The sequence below is a fragment of the Rhizobium sp. BR 250 genome, assembly GCF_047445855.1.
Lineage (GTDB): Bacteria > Pseudomonadota > Alphaproteobacteria > Rhizobiales > Rhizobiaceae > Agrobacterium > Agrobacterium tumefaciens_I.
On the sequence record NZ_JARWKW010000010.1, the window covers coordinates 107,548 to 131,550 of the forward strand.

Below are 24,003 nucleotides of genomic sequence, written 5' to 3' on the forward strand. Positions count from 1 at the left end.
ACGTGAACAGAATGGATATTTCCAGGCTGACGCCGGATGAAAAGCGCCAGCTTCTGCAACGCCTGATGGCCGGACAGCAGGCATCCGAAAAAAGGAATTTCCGCCTCAGCCACGCCCAGGAGCGCATCTGGTTTGTGGAGCAGATGCAGCCCGGGACGGGTGCCTATTCCATACCCGTGGCCGTCCGGCTGAAAGGCCCTCTCGACCGCGACAGGCTGAAGACCTGTTTCGATATCGTCGTCCAGCGCCATGAAAGCCTGCGAACCGTTTTCGAGGTTCTGGACGGGGAACCGTTCCAGACCATCGCCACCCGATCAACGGCGGACTTCAGTTTTCAGGATCTCGGCAATGACGAGCCTGCGCAAGACGCCGCCATCGGCCATTTTGCGCGTCAGCCCTTCGCGCTGGCGCAGGGTCCGCTGTTTCGCGTCCGCCTGTTCGCCGTCGCGCCTGACGAACATATCCTCGTGATGGTGATCCATCATATCATTTCCGACTACGCCTCGTTGCAGATCCTCATCGACGAGGTCTACAGGCTTTACAGCGCGGCTGGATCCCCGTCCCCCGCACAGCTGCCCGCACTGGATATCCAGTATCGCGATTATGCCGAATGGCAGCGCAATGGAACGGCGGAACTCTCAGGCCAGCTCGGCTACTGGCGTGAGCAGCTTCGCGACGCTCCGCTGCTTCTTCAGCTCCCATTCGACTTTCCCCGTCCGGTCACGCAGGTCTTTCACGGCGCCCGGCACAAATTCCACCTTGGGCCCGCGCTGTCTGCCGCCATCAAGGATCTGGCAAGAAGCCGGAAACTGACCACCTTCATGGTGCTGCTGGCGGCATATCAGATCCTGCTCGCCCGTCTCTCGCGATCGGACGACATCTGCATCGGCACGACGGCATCGAACCGCAACAGGGCGGAGACCCGCAATCTCATCGGGCTTTTCGTCAACAATCTTGTCATGCGAACCCGCCTGCAGCCCGACGACACGTTCGACATGGTCCTTTCAAGGGTGCGCGACACGACGCTGGACGCCCTCTCCAACCAGGATGTTCCCTTTGAGCAGGTGGTGGATACGCTGAACGTCGAGCGCGACGTCGGCCACAACGCGCTGTTCCAGTCGACCTTCGTCCTTCACAACGCTTCCGGCGCCGCTTTCGACCTCGGTGACATCAAGGTCACGCCGGTGGCGCTGGATTCAGGCGCATCGCGTTTCGACCTCAGCCTCGATATGCATGAGGGACGGGGAACGGAAGGGTTCAGTGGAATTTTCGAGTTCAATACGGAACTCTTCCTGCCCGAAACTGTGGCCCGCTTCTGCGCCTATTTCACAAGACTGCTTGGCGGCCTGGTATCGGATCCCGGCGGGCGCATCGCCGAAATCGACCTGCTGGACGAGGCGGAACATGCCGCCATGGCGGCTGCAAACCAAACCGCCACCGCCTTTCCAGCGAAAGACGTTGCATCGCTGCTGGAAGACACGGCACAGACACGCGGCTCATTTGCGGCCCTGCGCTGCGGAACCCGCGAATTTTCCCATAGCGACCTGAATGATGCCGCCAACCGGGTGGCATCCGGTTTGCGTGATCATATCGGCAACGGGAAATCGCATCCCCGCATTGCCATCTGCCTGCCGCGTTCCGAAAATCTCGTCATCGCCATTCTCGCGGTGCTGAAGCTCGGCGGCCATTATGTGCCTCTCGACCCCGGACATCCGGCGGAACGGCGCGCACTCATTCTCGAGGACTGCCGTCCCGACATCATCCTCATCAGCGAAGCTGACGATGACCGCGCGGCACATGAATGCGATTGCCTGGCGATTGAACCCTTGCTGAGCAGAGCCGGCTCCTTCGGCAATCCGCTTCGTGAGGTATCGCCGGATAATCTGGCCTATATCATCTACACCTCCGGTTCGACGGGCCGGCCGAAAGGTGTACCGATCAGGCAGAAAAGTCTGGTCAATCTTCTTACCAGCATGGCGAGACGTCCGGGCATGTCCGCCGGGGATCGCTTCCTCGCCGTCACGACACCGGCCTTTGATATCGCCACCCTCGAGCTGATGATGCCGCTCATGGTCGGCGGCCTGCTGATTGTCGCCGAAGCCGATGACGTCTATGACGACATGGCGCTCGCAGAGCTTATCCGGAAACACGGCGCGACGATGATGCAGGCGACACCTGCGACATGGCGGCTGATGGCCGATGCCGACTGGCAGGCTCCGGCGGGTTTCAGAATGCTGTGCGGCGGCGAGGCTCTCGAACCCGCCCTTGCCCGCCGTCTGCTGGCGGCCGGCGGCGAATTGTGGAACCTCTACGGCCCGACCGAGACGACCATATGGTCGACCTGCACGCGCATTGGCCCCGAACATCTGGATCTTCTCGCCCTGCCGGTCGGCGAGCCGATCGCCAACACGCAGCTTTATCTGCTCGATGATGCGTTGATGCCCGTGCCGGCGGGCGTTGTCGGAGAGCTTTATATCGGCGGCGACGGTCTGAGCCCCGGCTATTTCAATCGCGACGATCTGACCTCACGCGCATTCGTGGAAAGGTCGGCCGGACGTTCGAACGGAAGCCCTGATACATCGAGGCTTTACCGAACAGGAGACCTCATGCGGCGCTCCGCCGCCGGGCATCTCCTCTATGTCGGCCGCGCCGATTTTCAGGTCAAGCTTCGCGGCTTCCGCATCGAACTCAGCGAGATCGAGGCAATCCTCGCCGCGCAACCGTCCGTCGAACAGGCTGTCGTTGCCCTTTGGCAGGACGGCGAAGGGTCGGGCCATCTCGTCGCCTATTGCCGCCGCGCGGTAGGCCACGTGGATGAGGATCAAATTCGCGCAGCACTCGCTTCGCAGCTTCCTTCCTACATGCTTCCCTCCGCTTATGTATGGATGGACAGTTTTCCATTGAACGCCAACGGAAAAATCGATCGCAAGCGGCTTGAACGCCCGAAAAATGTATCATCCTCAGTCGCTTATTCCGCACCGCGGGACGGCACCGAGCAGATTGTCGCCTCCCTTTGGTGTGAACTGCTTGACACCCCGAGGGTCGGGCGTGACGATAATTTCTTCACGGTTGGCGGCCATTCCCTTTTGGCAACCCGCATGCTTGCGCGCCTGCGGGCGTCTTTCGCCATCGAAATACCCCTGCGCACCATTTTCGAGAAACCGAAACTCGCCGAATTTGCGGGCGCGATCGACGCTCTGGTCTCCACGGCGGGACTGAGGACGGATATGGATTTATCCGGACTGTCAAAAAGGCAAAGGACCGGCCGGACACCGCTTTCCTACGCACAGAACAGACAATGGGCCCTGGCGCAGCTTGAGCCGGACAGCCCCCTTTACAATATTCCATTTGCACTGAAGATAAGCGGGCCGCTCGATTTCGAAATTCTGTCGCGCGCACTCACACTGACAGCGCAAAGACAGGAAATCCTGCGCAGCCGGTTCGTCTCGGTCGATGGCAAGCCCTTTGTCGAGACCGACGCGGAGATCATGTTCAGGATCGTGCCGGAAGAGATCGGTGACAGGGAACTTGAGGCCGCCCTGCTCGATTGCGCGCGCCGGCCATTTGATCTTGCCGTCGCACCCATGCTCCGCATTCACGCTTTGCGCACCGGCCCGCAGGACCATGTTCTGCTTTTCATATTGCACCACATCATCGGCGATGCCCTTTCCGCGGAAATTCTCCTGAATGAGGTTGCCACGTTCTACGCCTCACTTTTGAAGGGTGTGGCGCCGGCAGGCGAGACGCTGCCGCTGCAATATGCGGATTTTGCACTCTGGCAACGGGAACAGGACACGCAGGATCAGGTTGATTACTGGTGCAGGACACTTGCCGGCGCTCCCCCTCTGCTGGAGTTGCCCACGGATTTCGTGCGGCCCGCCATACAGGGCTTTTCCGGCGAAAGCGTCCGTTTTTCGCTCGAAGCGGGTTTGTTCGCAAAATTGCGCAAGCTCTGCGACCAGCAGGGCGCAACCCTTTTCATGGGAATGCTGACGGCGTTCTCGACGCTGCTTCAGCGCGCCAGCGGCATGCGCGATATCGTCATAGGCACACCGGTATCCGAGCGCTTCCACCCCGATCTGGAAAAGGTCATCGGGATGTTCGCCAATACACTGGCGATCCGGTTGCAGACGCAGGGCGGCGAAAGCTTCAACGATGCGCTCAGGGCCACCCGCGAGACGGCATTGAGCGCTTTCACAAATCAGGCCGCGCCCTTCGAGAAGGTGGTCGATGCGCTTTCGCTTCCGCGATCGTGGAGCCACAACCCGCTGTTTCAGGCCATGCTGGTCTCCACCGTCGAAACCCGGCGTGAGACAATCCCGCTTGCCGGGATGGAATGGGAAAGGCTGGCGCTTCCCGACACGTCATCACGCGTGGACCTGACGCTGTTCATCCACGAAACGGCCGGGGAACTTTTGTGCCGCCTCGAATATCGCAACGATCTTTTCCGCCGGGCCACCATGGAATCGCTCGGCGACGCGCTGGTCGCCCTGCTTGAAAGGATTGTCGAACACCCTGACATGCCACTCGACCGATTGCCGATGCTGCCCGAGAGCCAGCGGAAAAGGCTGCAGCACTGGAACGGGACGGACGCGGCATTCGAACCGCAGCGGCACTGCCTGCACGACTTCGTCAAAGCGAGCGCCGAAGCCAGTCCGCAGGCGATAGCCGTTACCGATCAGGAACGCAGCCTGTCCTATGCCGAACTCGACCAAAAAGCCGACCGGCTCGCAAGCGGGCTGGCCGCCGCCGGCATCGGAAGAGGAAAACGGGTCGGTATCCGCCTCGAGCGAAGCGTGGAACTGGTGGCCGCCATACTCGCCGTTCTTCGCACCGGTGCGGCCTATGTGCCGCTGGACCCGCGTTACCCCGAGGACCGGATAGAATTCATCGCCGCGGACGCCGATCTGGCACTCATCCTGGTCACGAGCGATGATGATATTTCGGCTGCCGGACAGGCCCTCCGGTGCATGACGCCCGGCATGGTGGAGAATCTGGCAGGCGGGGCCGTTCCAGCATCGGGAACGTCCGGGTCCGATCTCGCTTATATCATCTACACCTCCGGTTCGACCGGCAGGCCGAAGGGCGTGGCCATCGAACATCACAACGCCGTCGCTTTCGTGCAATGGTGCCTGCACAGCTTCACGCGCGATCAGCTGTCCGGGGTGCTGGCCTCCACGTCGATCTGCTTTGATCTTTCGATCTTCGAGATATTTGCGACGCTTGCGGCAGGCGGGCGCATCTTCATGGTGGACGATCTCTTCGCCTTCCCGAACGCGCCATTCGCGGACGACGTAACGCTCGTGAACACGGTTCCGACGCCAATGTCCGAACTGCTGAAACTTGGCCCCCTGCCGCAAACCGTAAAAACGGTGTGCCTGGCGGGAGAGCCGCTTCCGCGTGAACTTGTCGGGCGGATTTACGCCAACGACCATGTCGAAAACCTCTATAACCTCTACGGCCCCTCCGAAGACACAACCTATTCCACGATGGCGCCTGTACCGAAATCGGGAGAGTGGTTCGGGATCGGCGTGCCGATTGCCAATACCCGCGCCTATGTGCTCGACCGCGAGTTGAACGAGGTTCCCGTTGGCATGCCCGGCGAACTGTTCCTGTCCGGCCGCGGGTTGGCGCGCGGTTACTGGAACCGGCCGGGCCAGACGGCCGAGCGTTTTCTGCCCAATCCCTTTGCGGAGCACAGTGAGCACCGCGTCATGTATCGGACCGGCGATATCGTCCGCAGGCGTGATGACGGTGGTCTGGATTACATGGGACGCGGCGACCGACAGTTGAAGCTGAACGGTTTTCGCATCGAACCCGGCGAGATAGAAGCCGCTTTGCTTCAGCAGGAAGGGGTGCATGAGGCCGTTGCCGGGCTCTGGTACGACGCCTCCAACCATCCGCGCCTGGCAATGTGGATTGCCGGCGACCCCGAACTGGAGATCACCGGACTTGTCACAACGCTCAGGCAGCGCCTGCCCGAGCATTTCGTTCCCGTCCTTGCAAGGAAACTCGATGCCCTTCCGCGCCTGCCGAACGGCAAGCTGGACAGGTCCGCCTTGCCGGATCCCGCAGCCTATGGCGAACGTTCCCACGAAACCGCTCGCCCGCGAACCGGGCAGGAGGAAATGCTGGCGGGGATATGGCAGGGCCTGCTGGGCTGCGAGAACATTCGGCCAAACGACAATTTCTTCTCGCTCGGCGGCGATTCCATCCTCGCCATCCAGCTGGTGTCACAGGCCCGCCAGAAGGGCTTGAGAATGACCCCGCGCGACGTGTTCCTGTATCCCACGCTGGCATCGCTTGCCGAAGCGACAGGCGCCGAAAGCGCCGCGACGGCCGAGACGGGTCACAGCCATGATGAAGGCACGCTGGGAGCGATACAGCACTGGCTGCTGGAGCAGGATCTACCCGATCTCGCCCATTGGAATCAGGGCCTGATCCTGAAGCCCACCCGCACCATCGATCCCGACCGACTCGAAAAAGCGATTTCCCAGGTGCTCGGTGAACATCCATCGCTTCGCGCCAGATTTTCGCGCGAAAATGGAGAATGGCGACAGGAGTTCGCGCCGCTGTCAGCCATGCAGCCCATGCAGCGGTTTGCCGCCGCAGATGAAAACGATGTCACGGATCTTGCCAAAAAACTTCATGCCGGCTTCGATCTTGGCGCCGGGCCCCTCTTCGGCGCAATCCTGGCGACATTGCCAGATGGATCCGGGCGTCTGATCCTCGCGGCCCACCACCTCATCGTCGACGGCGTATCGTGGCGAATGATCGTTGCGGATATCGAGCGCCACTATCTGGAAACCGGCGCCGCTCGCTCCGGCATAGCCACCGCAGGCGAATGGCACAGCCGGCTTTCCCGATCGGAGCTTTTCGACGATGAGCAGGAATATTGGCACGGCATCTGCGACGAAGATGTGCAGCCCCTGCCCCTCGACTACAAAAACGGCGGCAATAACGTATCGGATGCGGTGACTTACCGGCAGACGATCGATGCCAGGACAACGAAAGAACTGCTTCGGGACGTGCCGGAAGGCTTCAGCGTAACCTCGAACGAAGTTCTCGTTGCAGCTCTTTATCTGGCGCTGCGACAGTGGAGCGGCCAACCGCGCCTGCGCATCGACATGGAAAGCCACGGCAGACCGCATCTGTTCAAGGATTTCGACATTTCCGAAACCGTGGGATGGCTGACCGCGCTTTATCCCGTCTTGTTCGACACGCCGGCGGAGACCACCCCCGACCGGCTGCTCCTTGACGTCAAGGACACGTTGCGGCGAGTTCCCAATAATGGCGTGGGCTTCGGCGTTCTGAAATATCTTCGCGGAAAGGGTGAGCATCTGGACTGCGGGAAACCGCAGGTCCGCTTCAACTATCTCGGCCAGATGGACGCCATGTTCGGGGCCGAGAGCCTGTTTGCTCCCTCAGGTATAGCCTCCGGCCCGATGCACGGGCCGCGCAACCCGCGCGATGCGATCCTCGAGATCAATGCCATGGTCGTGCGCGGCGAGTTGCAACTGCAATGGGTCCATGGCGCGCAGCTGCATCGCGAAGACACCATCAGGACGCTGGCCGGCCATTTCCGGGAAAATCTTGAAATCTTGATCCGGCATTGCCTGACGGGTTCCGGCGCGGGTTTCAGCCCAACTGATTTCCCGCTCATGGACCTCGGCCAGGACGAACTCGACAATTTGCTAAAGAGCTTGTGACACCATGGACAATCGCCCCTCTGAAAGCCGCCGCCCGGCCATCGAAAACATCTATCCGCTGTCACCGATGCAGGAAGGATTGCTGTTCCATTCCATCGCCACGCCCGACGAGGGCGTTTACGTTCCCCAGATCGTCCTGCATCTGAAGGGCGCCGTCGATGCGCGGATCATGCATGATTGCTGGCGCGAGACTGTGTCGCGACATGCGGTTCTGCGCACCACGTTTCACTGGGAAGAAAGAGACGAACCCTTTCAGGTGGTTCACGGCGATGCCGGTCTCGTCTGGTCGCAGCTGGATTGGTCGGGCATCGATGCCGACGAGCAGCAAAGACACCTCGGCACGCTTCTGTCCGACAACCGGCGACAGGCTTTCGATCTGAAAAAGGCTCCGCTGATACGCCTGCAATGGATCGACTGCGGCGGGGAAAATTCGCGCCTCCTTCTTCAGTATCATCATATCATTCTCGATGGATGGTCGGCCGGCCGCCTCGTCGAGGATGCCTTCAGGATCTATCAGAGGCGGTGCGGCTCTTCCCGCCCCGCTCTGGCCGCGCCGCGGCCCTATGTGGATTATATCGCCTGGCTGAAAAGCAGGAAGCGTGAGGCGACGCGGGAATTCTGGACGGATTACACCGCCGGGATCGCCGGGCCGTGCAGGATTACACGCGCCGCCACCGGCGAGGCCGACTTTTCCAGTCGTCACCTCACATGCGCTCCCGTGGTTTCGGCGCAAGCCGCAAAACTGTGCAGGGACATGGGCATTACGTCCAACACCCTGCTGCAGGGCGCCCTTGCCATCACCATCGCCCGCAAGACCGGCAGCAGGCATGTCGTCTTCGGCGCGACGACGGCGGGGCGACCTCCGGAACTGCCGGGCGTGGAAAATATGGTCGGCCTGTTCATCAACACGCTACCGGTCTGCGTCGAGGTTGAACAGGGCGACCTTGCCCCATGGCTGCAAAAACTGCAGAAACGCCAGTCCGCCTGTGCGGAGCATGACTATCTTCCGTTACGCGAGATACAGGCCGGGCGGGGCGATCTCTTCGACTGCCTTCTGGTCTTTGAAAATTACCCCGTCCCACGGGATGTCTCGTCGGACGCGACATTTGCCGTCGCCGGCGTCGAGGTCGATGAATGGACCCACTATCCGCTCACCCTGTTTGCCGTTGCCGACGCGGCCAAGATTTCGATTGCCGCCCGATACGATAGACGGAGCATGACCGAGCGGGAGATTGAAGCATTTCTGAAAGAGCTTGAAGCCGCAATCGGCGAGATGGCCGGCGGCGCGGCGCGAATTCCGGATATATCCGATGCGGATATCACTGCGGCCGCTGCCGATACGCCTATGCCACTCGAGGCAGCGGAAACGCACCATGATCTCCCCATCTCCCCCCCTTCTCCGACAACGGCCTGGACACCGACGGAAGAGGCGATGGCCCGGATCTGGGCAGAGGTTCTGAAAGTGGAGGTGCGGCGCAATTCGGATCATTTCTTCGACCTTGGCGGTCACTCGCTTCTGGCTGCGAGGGTCGTCAACCGGGCGCGGAGAGAATTTGCCATCAACTTTCCCGTAAAGGTCCTGTTCGACCGCCCGGTCCTTGCGGCGTTTTCGGCATTCATCGATGCGCTGAAAGCAACGGCCGCCCCCGTCGGCGAACACAATGCGATTGAAATATGAGACATTGAAATATGAGACAAGGAGCCCCGATGACAGTTCGCCCCAGGTTGATTTGCCTTCCGCCAGCCGGCGCCGGCCCAAGCCTGTTCCGGTCATGGGTCCATTCCGAGAGCATCTTCGACGTCTTCCCCGTCGCTCTGCCTGGCCGCGAAGCCCATTTCACCAAGCCGCTGCCGCGCGATATAGAGAGCCTTGCCGACCATGTCGCAGGCGAGATCTCCGGTCTGCTGCAGGCGCCCTATGCCCTGTTCGGCTATTCCATGGGCGCGGTGGTGGCATATGAGCTGCTCCGGAACCTCTCCATCCGGCGCCTGCCGCTTCCCCACGCGTTCTACATCCTCGGCTCGAACGCGCCCGACCGTGTCCTTGAAGGACGTGAACCCATTCACATCATGTCGAGCGAAGATTTCCACCAGTCGCTGGTGGAGATCGGCGGAACGCCGGACGCAATATTGCGCGACAGGGAGGCGATGGCCCTGTTCGAGCCGGTTCTCCGCAATGATTTTCGCATTTGCGAGACTTATGAATTTACGCCCCCGCATGCCCCGGTTACCCTTCCGGTGCATGTATTCGTGGCCGATGCCGACCATCTCGTCAGCTGGAGCGCGGCGCGTGCCTGGGAAAGCTGTATCGGGTCGAACGTCACCATGCATCGGATCGAAGGCTCGCATATGCTCCCGCCGGAAGCCTTCGCCGGCTTTATTGGCAAACTGGGCCAGCTGTGGCAAACCGATGCGATGCAGACTATGGCTGTTCGATGAGAGAGGCGTGAGCCGGATTTGATGTGCGAATCTGACGGATGCGGCGGACAATGAGATATCAGGAGGCCGCCGGCGTGCCCACCACCGACGATATTCTGACGGAAGCGACCGCTCTCCAGCAATCCATGTGGCCCGAGGTGCCCTGCAGCGCCGGCCCGATGCTTCCCGGCTGGATAACCGCCGCCGGGCTGTTTTCCAGCCCGGAGGAACTCGAAGAGTTCCTCGACTATGAGGGATCGTTCAATCCCGGCGTCGATCTCAAAAGTCGCGCGGCCTTCTTGATGAGCGATTATTGCTACATCTTCTTCATGGCGACCGTTCCGTTGCTGGTTGGCCGCGGCCTGGTGCCGGACCTGTCGCCCGACGCTGTCTCATTGCAGTTCTACACCTATCATGGCGAGCATGACGGAGAGCCGATGACGGTGCGGCGCGCCCGCGTCAGGCTGCTTTCGCCGCAAATATTTACGGATCGGCATGCAGGGCCATTTTCGATAGTCACAGACCACGCGGCGTTGTGCGAAAGGTTCCGCATGGGCGTCGAGCGGCATTTCGAACCGCTGGTCGCAGGATTGGCAAAACGGACGGGCTTTTCGAAAAACGCGCAGTGGCGGCTGATTGGCGACGGAATAGCCGGCAGGTTTCTCGATGTCGGAAGACGATTCGGCTGTCTGCCCGAAGCGATGGCCTCGGCAATGGCGATCGTCAAAGCGCAGGGATCGCCGCTGAACAACCGCCAGCTGGGCTACTTTGACCTCACCCTGCACGACAGCACATTGAAGGAACCATTCACCTACACGTTCCGCGCGCGGGGTGGATGCTGCCGGTACTATACCGTCGAGGGAGCAGAAAAATGTGCGACCTGTGTGCTGAAGTCAAATGAAGAACGTGATGCCATTCTGCTTCAGGAAATGCGCACCCGTATCTGCCTAAAATAAAATGTTTATTTTCCATAAATTTTTTTCGACTAGAGAGTCCCATTACGCCTCCTTTGATCGTCTTCAGCATGAGCGGACGGTTGTTGCCGTCATATTGTTCTGAAACGTGCGTATTGAGCGCACGGGCGCGGGGGCTTCAATGGAATGCAAGGGAATGAACGGCAGAGCGGTTCGAACCGGTCTGGCGGGTTGGGTAGCAATGCTGCTTACAACTTCGGTGTCGGCGCTGGCCTTATATGTGCCTGCCGCAGCGCAGAGCGAAAGCCAGACACGCAGCGCGCCGCGACAGATTTCGATTGCCGCCGGCCCCCTTACCAGCGCGCTCAATCAGCTTGCCACACAAACCGGCCTGCAGATTCTCTTTGACGGGTCTGTCGCCAACGGCAAGACGTCGCGGGGCGCCAGCGGTAACCTCACGCCTTCCCAGGCGCTTGACGCAGTGCTTGCAGGAACCGGCGTCCAGTCGCGGTTTGCCGGCCAGAACCAGATCGCCCTCAGCCTTGCGGCGGCGCCTGCAGGCGCCGCAGCCGTCGGTGCCGATGGCGCGACCCAGCTGCAGGCCATCACGATTTACGGTTCACGCAACGCCACGACGCTTGCCAGCACCTCCTCGAGCATCGGCATCGTCACCGCGGACCAGATCGCCGACAGCCAGATACGGAGTTTTCGCGATAGCTTCCGCCGCATGGCAAACGTCATGGATGGCGACTGGGCCGATGCCGGCTTCATCATTCGTGGTGTCAGTTCCGAGGGCCTTGTCCCCGGTGGCGCGCCTCTTGCCACGCTCTACATCGACGGCGTTCAGCAGACGGTTCGCGGCGCGCGCCGTGGGGCACGCGGATTGTTCGACGTCGAACAGGTCGAGGTATATCGCGGCCCGCAGTCCACCCTGTCGGGGCGCGCTGCCATGGCTGGTGCAATCTATATAAAGACCAAGGATCCCACCTTCGAAAAGGAGGCGGAACTCTCGACCACGATCGCCACCGGCAATCTCTACGGCACCGGCTTCATGTTCAATACGCCGCTGATGGACGATCAGCTCGCCATTCGTATTTCCGGTGAGGTTCAGCGAAGCAAGAACGACATCAATTACCCGACCTTCGTGGGTTACGAGAACTACAACGAGTTCACGCACGATTTTTATTACCAGGTTCGCGGCAAGGTCCTGTTTGAACCGGCGGAAATGCCGGAGACGCGCGCCCTTCTCAGCTACTCGTTTTCACATGACAACCCCGCTGTTCGCGACATCGGCGGTCCCGCAGGCTCCATTCCCTTCAGTTTCGACCAGAAACGCGGCGATTATCTGCTGCCAGCCTACATAGAATATCGCCCGACCGACGTGCATAATGTCGGACTGGAGGTTACCCATGATTTTTCAGACGAGCTGAAACTGACTTCACTTTCGGCCTTCAGCTATTCCGACGCCGATCGTCTTTCGGTCAATTATGGAACCCCGGGCGAAATCAACACCTATCATGGCTACTACAAGGAATGGATCGCCTCCCAGGAGCTGCGTCTCAATTATGAAGGCGACAAATGGGACTGGGTCGGCGGCGTCTATTTCGCCTATGAAGACGAAAAGAACTTCTACGATCGCACCATTCCGCTGAGCGCCACCGTCAACCGCAACCAGGTGCAGCACAATACGCAGAAATCGTTCAATGCCGCCATTTTCGGAGAGGCGACATACGAGTTCGTCCCGACATGGAAAATTACCCTCGGCGGCCGGCTGGACTATACGGATCAGGACATAACCCAACATCTGGTGCGGACCCAGCCGCTTGGCGGCAGGGCAACCGTTTTGACGGACTATGCCGCATCCTTCAACGAGGTCAATTTCGTACCGAAAATCGGCCTTTCGAAAGAGCTGACGGACACACAGACGGTCGGAATTACCTATTCTCAGGGTTTCCGGACCGGCGGCGCGAGCTACGATTCGTATCGGCGGACGGCCTATAACTACGAACCCGAAACGGCATCGACCTACGAGATTTTCTACAAAGGCTCGTTTATGGATGACCGGCTGACCGTGAATTCAAACGTGTTCCTCACCAAATATTCGGACCAGCAGGTTTTGATGCAGCTCGACCCGACGGATCTGCTCAGCCGGCGCATCATCAACGCCGCGTCGTCGGAAGCATGGGGCTTCGAGTTCGAGCCGTCGTTCAAGGTAACTGACAACCTCGAAACCTTCGCATCACTCGGCTATGTCCATACCGAGTTCAAGAACTTCAACGATCTGACCTATGGCAATCTGTCCGGCTTGCCATTCCCGGAAGCGCCGGAGTGGTCGCTGGGTCTTGGCGCTCGCTACACGTTTGACAACGGCGTCTATGTCGGCGCAGACGCCAAATATACCTCGAGCTACCTGGCCCGTCTGGGCAGCCTGCCGCACGATTATCTCGACAGCCGCTGGATCGTGAACCTCCAGGCGGGCTACAAGACCGAAAGGTGGGAAATCAACGCCTTCGCTCAGAACCTTCTGGATGAGGAATATTTCGTCTACAACGACAACGATATTGCCGCCACGCTCGGGGAGCGCCGCAGCGTCGGTCTCAACCTCAAAGTCAAGTTCTGATCCGTTGCCTGCGCGGCTTTCAAGCCGCGCAGTTTCCGTTTCTGGAGTCACCAATGATCCTGCGATCGTTTTTCATATTGCTGATCGGACTTTTCGCTTCGGGCGCTTCGGCGCAGTGTCCTGGCCGGTCGTTCACATCCGGATTGTATGGTGCACCCGTCTGCGTGCCGGATACGCCCCGCAGGATCGTCGTGCTCGATCCCTTCTATAATCTGGGAATGGCGCTGGAACTGGGACTGCCGCTGGTTGGCGCGCCGCTTATGTCCGTTCAGGACCACGAACTGAGGGAAAAAGCCGATGGAGCGATGGTTTCCGATATTGGCGAAGCCCGGCAGCCCAGTCTGGAACGCATCGTGGCGTTGAAACCGGACCTGATTATCGGCGATGCGGCCCTGCACAGCCAGTCCTACGAGAACTTCAAAAAAATTGCGCCGACCGCACTCATCGCCGCGAAGGACTGGAAGGAACATTTCAAAACGCTGGCCCTCCTTTCCGGAAAAAGCGAAGAGGCGGCGCGCATGCTCGCCAGCTATGAAAGCCGTGTTTCCGCGATCAGGAGCAAAACAGGATCCCGGACGATGTCGGTACTGCGGGTGACACCCACCGGATTTCACGTCTATCTCGACGGCCCGGCCGCCTATGCGCCCTATGTGGTTCTTCGCGATGCAGGCGTAAAGCGGAGCGCTTATGAAACGACCGAGGACAACACGGTGTTCAAGCGGCCCGAATGGGAAGACCTCACCCTTCTCGACGGTGAAATCCTTCTTTACGTCGTGTCCGGCAAATATGAAGCGGCCCTCGACGATGCACTTGCCGCCCGCACCACCAGCAACCCCTTCTGGCAGATGATGCCCGCCGTCGCCTCCGGAAACGCCCACCGGGTCAAGCGCGAAACATGGATGAGCTTCAACGGCATAGGCTCCGCGAACCGGGTTCTCGACGACATCGAAAAATATCTGCCGGGCACGCCGTGACGTCGTTTTGCGGACTTCGACAGGCGGAAAGGCCGATCAATTCTCGCCGGGTAAAATTTTCCCGCGCGGCCCTGCTCCTCCTCGCAATCGGCGGCCTGATGGTTTGCGCCATCGTGGCGATGATGGCCGGTCCAAACCCCATTTCACCGTCGACGGTCCTCGCCGCAATCTTCCGGTTTGACGGCTCGCGCGATCATCTGGTCGTGACATTGCTGCGCTTGCCGCGCATCGCGGCTGCGATGATTGCGGGAGCGGGCCTGGCCGTTTCGGGCACCATCATGCAGGCGGTAACGAGAAATCCCCTGGCTTCGCCGGGTCTCCTGGGCATCAATGCCGGCGCAGCTTTCGCGGTCGTCGCCAGCCTGACGATTATTGGCGTTTCGGATGGTAACGTGCTGGTCTGGTATGCCTTTGCCGGTGCGGCATTTGCGGCCTTTTGCGTTTTCTTCATCGGTTCGGTCGGCCGCGTCGGCGCAACACCGCTGGTGATGGTGCTGGCCGGTGCGTTGGTCGCAACATTCCTCACCTCGCTGACAACGGCAATTCTGATCTTCGACCAGACGACGCTCGATGCCGTGCGCCTGTGGACCGTCGGTTCCCTGAGCGGGCGGACGATGGATCAGGTCTTTGCCGTCATGCCATATTCGCTTGCGGGGCTGATGGGATCGCTTGTTCTCGCCCGTCATCTCACGACCCTGAGCCTGGGCACCGATGTCGCCACGGCGCTTGGACAGAATCCGGCTCTCTGGCGCGGCCTGTCGGTCGTGATCGTCATTCTCCTTTCGGGAAGCGCGGTCGCGCTTGTCGGGCCGGTCGGCTTCGTCGGCCTCGTCGTGCCGCATATCGTTCGCCTCGCCATCAGCGTGGATTACCGCTGGATCGTTCCTTTCAGCGCCGTCATCGGCGCGATCATGGTCGTCGTTGCCGACCTCGCCGGACGGATGATGTTCGCCAACCAGAGTTTCCCCGTCGGCGTCACGATGGCATTGATCGGGGCGCCATTTTTCCTCTGGCTGGCGCGCTATCGCACGGGGGCGGACAAGCCGTGACGCGAGCCATAACCGTCCTGATCATTCTGAACCTCCTGGCCGTGGTTGCCGCAATGATGTGGGGAGACCAGTCGATCGCCTGGCGTGACGTTGCCGATGCGGTTGCCGGCGGGGCATCGCCCGATCTGCAGATGATCGTCATCGAATTCCGGCTCTCGAGAGCGATACTGGCCCTGCTTGCCGGCATAGGCCTTGCCGTTGCCGGGACGATCTCGCAGACCGTCATGCGCAACCCCCTGGCGGAGCCCGGCGTCTTGGGCATCAATGCCGGCGCAGCGCTCGCCGCAAGCGTGGTTATCATCGTTTTTGCCGATGTTTCACCGACCGTTCTGCCGTGGGCGGGCTTTGCGGGCGCAGTCACGATGGCGGCCGCCGTCTATTTTCTGTCCTGGAAACGCGGAACATCCTCTCTCCGGATCATCCTTGTCGGCATAGGCCTGAGCGCCCTGGCTGGCGCAGGAACCAGCTTTCTGACCGCATTCGGCAATGTCGGGGATGTTCAGCGCGCCATGGTCTGGCTTTCGGGCAGCGTCTACGGGGCGGACTGGTCCAGGGTTCAAAGCCTTCTGATCTGGCTCGCCGCCCCGCTTACCTTGAGCTGGTTCTGCTGCCGTCAACTGGACCTCATCCGTTTCGGCGACGACGTGGCGACGGGCCTTGGACAAAAGGTCAATCTCGTGCGCGCATTCCTGATCGTGCTCTGCACGCTGATATCGGGAGCCACCGTTGCCGCAGTGGGCCTGGTGAGCTTTGTCGGCCTGATCGCCCCGCACATCGCGAAGAGGATCGTGGGCCCAGCCCATCGCTCCCTCATTCCCGTCGCCGGCCTGACAGGCAGTCTTTTATTGTTGATCGCCGATATTGTCGGCCGCACGGTCATCGCACCGGCGCAACTGCCCGCCGGTATCGTCACGGCGCTGCTCGGCGCTCCGTTTTTTGCCTATCTTCTGAAGGGTCGCAGGCATGTCTGAACCTTATCGTCTCGCGACGCGCGATCTTTCCCTTGGATATAACGGTTCCGTCATCGTCGAAGGCCTGAACCTGAAAATTCCATCCGGGCGCTTCACCGTTCTCGTCGGGAAAAACGGATGCGGCAAATCCACTATATTGCGCGCGCTCGCCGGCCTTCTGGCCCCTATGAAAGGGGAAATATTTCTCGACGGCACGCCAACAAGGAAAATGCTCTCGCGAGACCGTGCGAAGCAGATCGGCGTCCTTACACAGGGGCCCCAGGCCCCGGAAGGATTGTCGGTCGCGGAACTCGTCCGTCAGGGGCGTTATCCCCATCGCAGGCTTTTCGAGCGGTGGTCCAGACACGATGAGGACGCCTGCGCCCATGCTCTCGATCTGACCGATATGACATCGCTCGCCGGCCGTCAGGTGGAAGCGCTGTCCGGCGGCCAGCGGCAACGCGCATGGATCGCCATGGCGCTCGCCCAGGAAACGGACATTCTTCTCCTCGATGAACCGACAACTTTCCTCGATCTCGCCCACCAGATCGAGATACTGGATCTGATAAGACAACTTGTTCACGATGGTCGCACCATCGTCGCCGTCCTCCACGATCTCAATCAGGCCGCCCGTTACGCCGATGAGGTCGTGCTCATCAAGGACGGCAAGATATTTGATGCGGGTACGGCAAGCGCCGTCATCACGGACAGAAATGTCCTCGATGTCTTCGGTGTGAACGCCGTGATCATGCCGGACCCGCTTTCGGGAACACCGATGTGTGTTCCCGTGCCTTCACGGGGCTGAGCGGCGCAAGACCTGTGGCTGCCTCGCAACATTCGTCAGGTTTTTCGTAAGGGCCGATCCCGTCTCCGGCGGCTCCCCGCATTCGCCCGCTGACCAAAAGATGTAATGAATCCAGATATAAACATGATAAAAACTGTCCGCTTTTTGTGGGCGGTGGATTTTTTAACGGCCGCGACCTTAAATCATTGCACTTGCATCGCTTTTTCCCCGCTACTAGAAATTCGTCACCGGCATGGATAGGTGAAAACGCCTTCATTTGTCGCACATTGCAGATTACGGAGCACCAGGAAAGCAATGCGGATGTCGATGGCAAGCCTCAATGAAAATGACGGGACCGACCTGCTGAACCGGGCGATCGTCGAGCATTACGGCGACATCATCAAGGCGGTCGGAGGGCGCAGCCGCTCGGACGGGGCCGCGCGTGAAATCGTGCACGATCTCTACGTAAAACTCGCATTGCAGCCCGATGCCCTGTCCGGCAAACGATCGATAAAAGCATTCCTGTGCCGCGCCGCTTCCAACATGCGGATCGACCGGATCAGGCGGGAGCAATTCGAGTCCAGGCTTTTTTCCGGCACGGATGAAGATGCAAGGGCCGTGTCGGCGACCGACAGCCCGCCCGACCAGGGACTGGCCATCGAGGCGCGGCTGACGATCCTCAAGCAGGCCATCGCCGACCTGCCCGAAAAGCGGCGGACGGCGTTCGTGTTGCACAGGCTGCATCATCTTTCCCCGGACCAGATTGCCGCGAAACTGAAAATTTCACGCAATATGGTCGACCGGCACCTCCGGCGCGCGCTCAGCCATTGCCTCGACCGCCTTTTTGAAATGGAGTAAACGTCCCAATCGACACAACTCATTCGTCTACACATGGGAGAGCAGAATTGGAGCGTTCCGTGCAAGGTAGACGTCTGACGCGCGATCAGCGCAAGCGAAACAGGGATGCAGCCGACTGGGTCTTTCGCAACCGCGACCCCGGACAGTCGGAAACGGAAAGGGCGGAGTTCCGTCGCTGGATGGAGCTCGACCCGGAAAACTGTCGGGCCTACACGGCTGCGAAACGCATTCTCGGCGAAGCCAGAACTGCGATCCGCTCCGATGCCGTGCTTCGCGACATGCCCGTTGCCCCCGCGCCGCGACGGCGCGGCGCGGTCATCCCGTCGATCGTGGCGATCATTGCCGCCGGAACTCTGTTCGTTGCCCTGGACGGCCCCATGCGCCTCCGTGCGGATGTCATGTCCGGCACCGGTGAAATGCCTGAAGTGACACTGGAAGATGGTTCCCGGGTGCAATTGAACGCATCGTCTGCAATCGCGCTTGATTTCAGCAGCGGCCAAAGGATCGTTCGGCTCTTGCGCGGCCAGGCATTTTTTCAGGTGAGCCCGGATGAGAAGCGCCCCTTCTCCGTCCGCACTGATGATACCGTGGTCACGGCCCTCGGTACGGCCTTCGACGTTCGCCGAAGCGATGACGATACGCGCATCGCCGTTGCCGAACATTCGGTGAAGGTGGAATTCAAGGCGCAGCAAAGCGCGCCCGTCAGACTGACGGAAGGGGAAGAAATCCTCCACTCAAACGTCACGGGAGAATATACCGTTCGGAAAACGGATACCGATACGGCTCTCGCCTGGCGCCGAGGCCAGCTCACCGTGGACAATGTTCCCCTGTCCTATGTGGTCGAGGAAATCCAGCGGCACTTCAACGGCCGCATCGTCATCGGAAACGAGGCAACTGCACGACGTGTCGTCAGCGGCACCCTCTTCGTTACCGATACGGAGGGTGCGCTGAATTTCCTGCGCACCGCCCTCAACATCAAGACATATAAGCTTGGCCCCGTCATCGTCGTTACGTCCTGATCGGCTTCGGCACGACGTGCCGGCGTCACCGCCTATTGCAGTAGCGCCCGGACATCCTGCTCGTTGATCCGGCACTCCACGGATCGCAGCGGACTTCCCTCCTCCACCACCCGGCATTCGACATATCTGCCGCGCAGACGGTTCTCCAGCGCCTTGAAGGCATTGAGGCCGCAGGCATAACGGCGACCATCGGCACCGGTGCAGACGCGGTTGCGATCGACCTCCTCCACGCCGGCGAGGCGGAATTCCTGCCCCTTGAAGGTGAAGCGGTTGCTGGAGATGACACGCAGGCGCTGATCCGCATGCATTTTCAGCGGGTACAGATCGGGCGGTGTCGGAATGCGCTCATAATTCTGCCGACGAGGATCGACCCGCACCGGCGCAGTCGTCCACAACAGTTCCGTGTTGGCCGCCAGACCTGCCGGCGCAGAGGTCGCCTCGCCATTGACAAGCGAAGCGATGCGAATGCCGGCTATGCCGAGGCCTATGGCCAGGACGATCTGAAACAGCAAAATTGCGATCTGCCGAACCATGTCACCGCAACATCAAAACAATGAACGAAATAAAATCGGTCGGCCGCCTCATTAAAAAGAGGTGCGGCCGCATATCACATCAATAAAACCTTGGCCGCGCTGACATCGCGCACCGTGCCCATGGCCATCATCGGAATCCGGTCGCTGTCCAGGATCACCCTTCCGGTTGTCCGCAGCCAGCGAAAACCGCCGCATTCAAGCTGGATGCGGTATTCCTGATCATAAAACACGCCATTTGTCAGCGAATTATAAACCGCCTTGGCGACACGCGCCCGCGCGCCGCTTTCAATCCGCTCAATGAAATCTTCGACCGGAATGCCGCAGGCGGCTTTTTCCGGGGAAACGTCACGCAGGCGGGCGGCCACGGCATCGAGATAAATCAGATTTTGCCCGATGTTCCAGGTAAAATACCCCACAAGTGTCTCTTCGAGAGATATGTTCTCCAATGTCGGCCTTCTACAATCTGAAATGCTTGTGGCGGGTCTCTAACACATCAGACGATAGACGGCTAACCACAAGAATTCATCCTTTTGTCTGATAGGACCCGTTTTCGTGAGACAGATCATCGACAGCCCTTTTTGGCCGCCATGTTGGCGAACCAACCTTCCTGTGCCAAAGAAGGTTGATCCTGAAGCCAGTGACCAGAGGAGCCGCCGTGACCATCGGGCTTGCCCATGCCGAACTCATCGCCGTCGTCACCGCCATCACCACGGATGAGCCCCGTGTCATGACCGTTCGCGAAGGTGCTGCCCTTCCGTCGGGTCCCTTCGAATTCGGGCACAGAACGCTTCAAAGCGGGCTGCGGGAATGGATTCACGAACAGACGCATCACCCCGTCGGTTATCTCGAACAGCTCTATACTTTTGCCGATCGCGACCGCAACAACGAGATTTTGGGCGGCAGAACCATTTCCATCGGCTATCTCGGGCTGGTGCGCGAGCAGGAGGCCCTGGTTGGTAAGCGCCCCCTCTGGCACGGCTGGTATGAATATTTCCCCTGGGAGGACCATCGGCAGGGACGCCCCGAGGTTCTCGACAGCATCATCGACAGGCTGCGCGCCTGGGCCGATTCCGACCCCGCCTGCCGGGACCAGCGTCATCTCCGCGCCGATTTCACCTTCGGGCTGGATGGCGGCGGCTGGAACGAGGAGCTGACCCTGCAGCGTTATGAGTTGCTCTATGAGGCCGGGCTGGTCGAGGAAGCGCAGGGCGAACCGCGGATCAATTTCGGCAGGCCGATGTTTGCCGACCACCGCCGCATCCTTGCGACCGGCATTGCCCGGCTCCGGGCCAAGATCAAATATCGGCCGGTGGTGTTCGAACTGATGGCTGACAGCTTTACCCTCCTGCAATTGCAGCGCGCCATCGAGGCGCTGGCAGGGCTGACCTTGCACAAGCAGAATTTCCGCCGGCTGATCGAACAGCAGCAACTGGTGGAAGAAACCGGCGACATGGCGACAGAAACCGGCGGCCGCCCGGCCAAGCTTTTCCGCTTCCGCCAGACCGTTCTCGATGAACGCGCCCTTTCCGGAACGAAACTGCCCCTCTCCCGCAATTGACATATACTCAAAATGAGAATATGTTTTTGTTCTAGATATACTCAAAAAGAGTATAAATGGGAGAGCGCATCGTGAACGAACAGATTTCTGCCGCAAGCCTTTATGACCGCGTCAGCCGCGTCATTCCCAAGGCCGAATGGATGGGATTTCAGGATGATGTGGACGCGATCCTCGAGCTGAAGCGCAAACGCAACGCCGTCATCCTCGCCCACAATTACCAGACGCCGGAAATCTTCCACGGTGTCGCCGATATCGTTGGCGACAGCCTCGCCCTTGCCCGCAAGGCAATGGAGGTGGAGGCGGACGTGATCGTTCTGGCCGGTGTGCATTTCATGGCCGAGACGGCAAAACTGCTCAATCCCGAAAAAACCGTGCTCATTCCGGATATGGGCGCCGGCTGCTCGCTGGCGGATTCCATTACGCCCGAAGACATTGCCCTTCTGCGCCAGGCCTATCCCGGCGTTCCGGTCGTCACCTATGTGAACACATCTGCGGCAGTGAAGGCGGCATCCGACATCTGCTGCACCTCCGGCAATGCCCGGCAGGTGGTGGAATCGCTCGGCGTGCCGCGCGTGCTGATGCTGCCGGACGAATATCTGGCAAAGAACGTGGCGCGGGAAACCAATGTCGAGCTGATCGCATGGCATGGCCATTGCGAGGTGCACGAGCTTTTCACCGCCGATGACATTCGAGAACTTAGGGAAAGCCATCCCGGCGTCACCGTGCTCGCGCATCCCGAATGTCCGCCCGATGTCGTCGAGGCTGCGGATTTTTCCGGCTCCACCGCCGTCATGTCGGATTATGTCGGCCGCGAACGCCCCGCCCGCGTGGTCCTGCTCACGGAATGCTCGATGAGCGACAATGTCGCCGTGCATCACCCCGATGTCGAATTCATCCGTCCCTGCAATCTCTGCCCGCATATGAAGCGCATCACGCTCGGCAATATCCGCGCCGCACTGGAGGAAAACCGCCACGAGGTGACGGTCGATCCGGCCATCGCCGTCGCCGCCCGCCGTGCCGTGGAAAGGATGCTGGCGGTATGAGCGAGCGCTTCCCGTCGTCGCAGGACTGGACGGTCATTGTCGGCAGCGGCATAGCCGGGCTGATGGCGGCGCTGACGCTTGCGCCGCAGCCCGTGCTGCTTCTGACGCGCGGCGCGCTCGGCGGCGAAACCTCCAGCGCCTGGGCGCAGGGCGGCATCGCGGCCAGCCTCGGCCCTGACGACCGCGCAGCACTACATCTTGCCGACACGCTGGCCGCAGGCGATGGCCTTTGCGATGAGGATATGGCTGTTGGCATCGTCTCTGCGGCCCCCACCGTCATCGGCGCGCTGGAGCGGGCGGGCGTTCGCTTCGACCGGGATGCCGGCGGCAACTACGTTTTCGGGCTGGAGGCCGCCCATAGCCGGCGGCGCATTCTCCATGCCGAAGGCGACGGGTCAGGCGCCGCAATCGTCAGGGCCCTTGCAGCCACCGTTCGCCGCACGCCTTCGATCACGGTTCTGGAAGGCACGGAAGTGCGCCGGCTGCTGACGGAGGATGGCGTGATCTCCGGTCTCGCCTGTCAGGGCCCAAGCGGCGGTATCGTTCTGCCGGCAGGCCGGGTCGTTCTGGCCACCGGTGGCCTCGGCGGGCTTTATGAGGCGACGACCAATCCTTCCGGCAATTTCGGGCAGGGCATCATGCTCGCCGCCCGTGCCGGCGCCGTCCTTGCCGATATGGAATTCGTGCAGTTTCACCCGACAGCGCTTTCCTCGCCCCGGCGGCCGCTGGCGCTGGTGAGCGAAGCCGTGCGGGGCGAAGGCGCGCTGCTTCTCAATGAAAATGGCGAAAGGTTCATGGCGGCGGTGCCGGGCGCGGAACTCGCGTCGCGCGATATTGTCGCCCGCGCCATCGACCGTGAAATCCTGCGCGGCGGCAAGGTCTTTCTCGATGCCCGGCAGGCGCTCGGCTCCGGCTTTTCTACCCGTTTCCCGTCGATCGACCTGCTCTGCCGCGAGGCAGGCATAGACCCCGCCCGCGAACTCGTGCCGGTCCGCCCGGCCGTGCATTACCATATGGGCGGTGTCGCCACGGATGACAGAGGCCGAAGCTCGGTGCCCGGTCTCTGGGTTGCGGGTGAAACCGCCTGCACGGGCCTTCACGGCGCAAACCGGCTTGCCAGCAACTCCCTGCTGGAAGCCGCCGCCATGGGCATGCGCGCGGCTCAGGATATTGCCGGCCGGCCCGCGCCCGCGCCCGCGGCAAAACCGGTGACTGACGCCACGCCCGACACAACAGCTGATTTTCCGCCGGCAGATCCCGCTGCTGTCCGACCCCCCGTTTCCCGTCATCTCGGCATCGTCAGACATGCCGCGGGGTTGGCCGAAGCCATTGGCGATTTGTTGCCGCTTGCCGAGCGGAACGGCCCGGCATCCGACCCGGCGGTCGTCGCGCTATCCATCGCCGTTTTCGCGGCCCTGCGGATGGAATCGCGCGGCGCACATTTCCGCGACGATTTTCCGCAAAAGGATGCGGTGGCGACAAAACGAAGGCTGAGCCTGAATGACGTCATCACCCTCGCCCACGAGCTTTCTTCTTCGAGCCTTTCAACGGCCGGTTTCGCGCGGAGCGCCTGA

The 24,003-nt window shown here is 60.7% G+C and carries 16 protein-coding genes; 14 read left to right on the forward strand and 2 right to left on the reverse strand.

All coding sequences use genetic code 11. From position 1 onward, the window contains the following. Window positions 1–11: 11 nt before the first annotated feature. The 11 genes from QD336_RS16885 to QD336_RS16935 all read left to right on the forward strand — a co-directional run bounded on the left by QD336_RS16885 (window position 12) and on the right by QD336_RS16935 (window position 19,295). Window positions 12–7,709 carry an amino acid adenylation domain-containing protein gene (locus QD336_RS16885; protein WP_499171419.1) on the forward strand — a complete coding sequence of 2,566 codons (7,698 nt, stop codon included), beginning with the start codon at window positions 12–14 and terminating at the stop codon, window positions 7,707–7,709. A gap of 4 nt (window positions 7,710–7,713) precedes the next feature. Further along, window positions 7,714–9,387 carry a condensation domain-containing protein gene (locus tag QD336_RS16890; RefSeq protein WP_499171420.1) on the forward strand — a complete coding sequence of 558 codons (1,674 nt, stop codon included), beginning with the start codon at window positions 7,714–7,716 and terminating at the stop codon, window positions 9,385–9,387. 29 nt (window positions 9,388–9,416) lie between these two features. After that, window positions 9,417–10,148: a thioesterase II family protein gene (locus tag QD336_RS16895; RefSeq protein WP_499171421.1), complete on the forward strand. Its 732-nt coding sequence runs from the start codon at window positions 9,417–9,419 to the stop codon at window positions 10,146–10,148. A 74-nt stretch (window positions 10,149–10,222) separates the two neighbouring features. After that, window positions 10,223–11,083, forward strand: coding sequence for a (2Fe-2S)-binding protein (locus tag QD336_RS16900; protein ID WP_499171422.1), 861 nt, complete (start codon window positions 10,223–10,225; stop codon window positions 11,081–11,083). 199 nt (window positions 11,084–11,282) lie between these two features. Next, a complete protein-coding gene (locus QD336_RS16905; protein ID WP_499171423.1) occupies window positions 11,283–13,661 on the forward strand; it encodes a TonB-dependent receptor in 2,379 nt (792 codons plus the stop codon). Between the two features lie 53 nt (window positions 13,662–13,714). Next, the gene (locus QD336_RS16910) at window positions 13,715–14,635 is read left to right on the forward strand and encodes an iron-siderophore ABC transporter substrate-binding protein (protein ID WP_269344991.1); all 921 of its coding nucleotides are present in this window, start codon (window positions 13,715–13,717) and stop codon (window positions 14,633–14,635) included. Between the two features lie 98 nt (window positions 14,636–14,733). Further along, entirely contained in the window at window positions 14,734–15,684 is a 951-nt protein-coding gene (locus QD336_RS16915) for a FecCD family ABC transporter permease (RefSeq protein WP_499171424.1), read from the forward strand. After that, window positions 15,681–16,655 (forward strand): FecCD family ABC transporter permease, encoded by a 975-nt coding sequence (locus tag QD336_RS16920; protein ID WP_499171425.1) that lies wholly within the window; start codon window positions 15,681–15,683, stop codon window positions 16,653–16,655. The genes QD336_RS16915 and QD336_RS16920 overlap by 4 nt, the downstream gene beginning before the upstream one ends. After that, complete coding sequence (locus QD336_RS16925) at window positions 16,648–17,439, forward strand: ABC transporter ATP-binding protein (RefSeq protein WP_499171426.1); 792 nt, start codon at window positions 16,648–16,650, stop codon at window positions 17,437–17,439. The genes QD336_RS16920 and QD336_RS16925 overlap by 8 nt, the downstream gene beginning before the upstream one ends. Before the next feature lie 294 nt (window positions 17,440–17,733). After that, the gene (locus QD336_RS16930) at window positions 17,734–18,276 is read left to right on the forward strand and encodes an RNA polymerase sigma factor (RefSeq protein WP_269344983.1); all 543 of its coding nucleotides are present in this window, start codon (window positions 17,734–17,736) and stop codon (window positions 18,274–18,276) included. 59 nt (window positions 18,277–18,335) lie between these two features. Then, on the forward strand, window positions 18,336–19,295 hold the full coding sequence (locus QD336_RS16935) for a FecR family protein (RefSeq protein ID WP_499171427.1): 960 nt from the start codon (window positions 18,336–18,338) through the stop codon (window positions 19,293–19,295). A 32-nt stretch (window positions 19,296–19,327) separates the two neighbouring features. On the opposite strand, the gene QD336_RS16940 is transcribed toward QD336_RS16935, so the two are convergent. Beyond that, complete coding sequence (locus QD336_RS16940; RefSeq protein WP_499171428.1) at window positions 19,328–19,828, reverse strand: thermonuclease family protein; 501 nt, start codon at window positions 19,826–19,828, stop codon at window positions 19,328–19,330. A gap of 74 nt (window positions 19,829–19,902) precedes the next feature. Further along, window positions 19,903–20,274 carry a PAS domain-containing protein gene (locus tag QD336_RS16945; protein WP_269344978.1) on the reverse strand — a complete coding sequence of 124 codons (372 nt, stop codon included), beginning with the start codon at window positions 20,272–20,274 and terminating at the stop codon, window positions 19,903–19,905. A gap of 209 nt (window positions 20,275–20,483) precedes the next feature. Between QD336_RS16945 and QD336_RS16950 the strand changes: the two genes are divergently transcribed. The 3 genes from QD336_RS16950 to QD336_RS16960 all read left to right on the forward strand — a co-directional run bounded on the left by QD336_RS16950 (window position 20,484) and on the right by QD336_RS16960 (window position 24,003). Next, window positions 20,484–21,386 carry an NUDIX hydrolase gene (locus QD336_RS16950; RefSeq protein ID WP_499171429.1) on the forward strand — a complete coding sequence of 301 codons (903 nt, stop codon included), beginning with the start codon at window positions 20,484–20,486 and terminating at the stop codon, window positions 21,384–21,386. A 71-nt stretch (window positions 21,387–21,457) separates the two neighbouring features. Next, complete coding sequence (nadA, locus tag QD336_RS16955) at window positions 21,458–22,429, forward strand: quinolinate synthase NadA (protein ID WP_499171430.1); 972 nt, start codon at window positions 21,458–21,460, stop codon at window positions 22,427–22,429. Continuing rightward, a complete protein-coding gene (locus QD336_RS16960) occupies window positions 22,426–24,003 on the forward strand; it encodes an L-aspartate oxidase (protein WP_499171431.1) in 1,578 nt (525 codons plus the stop codon). Before nadA ends, QD336_RS16960 begins: the two co-directional genes overlap by 4 nt.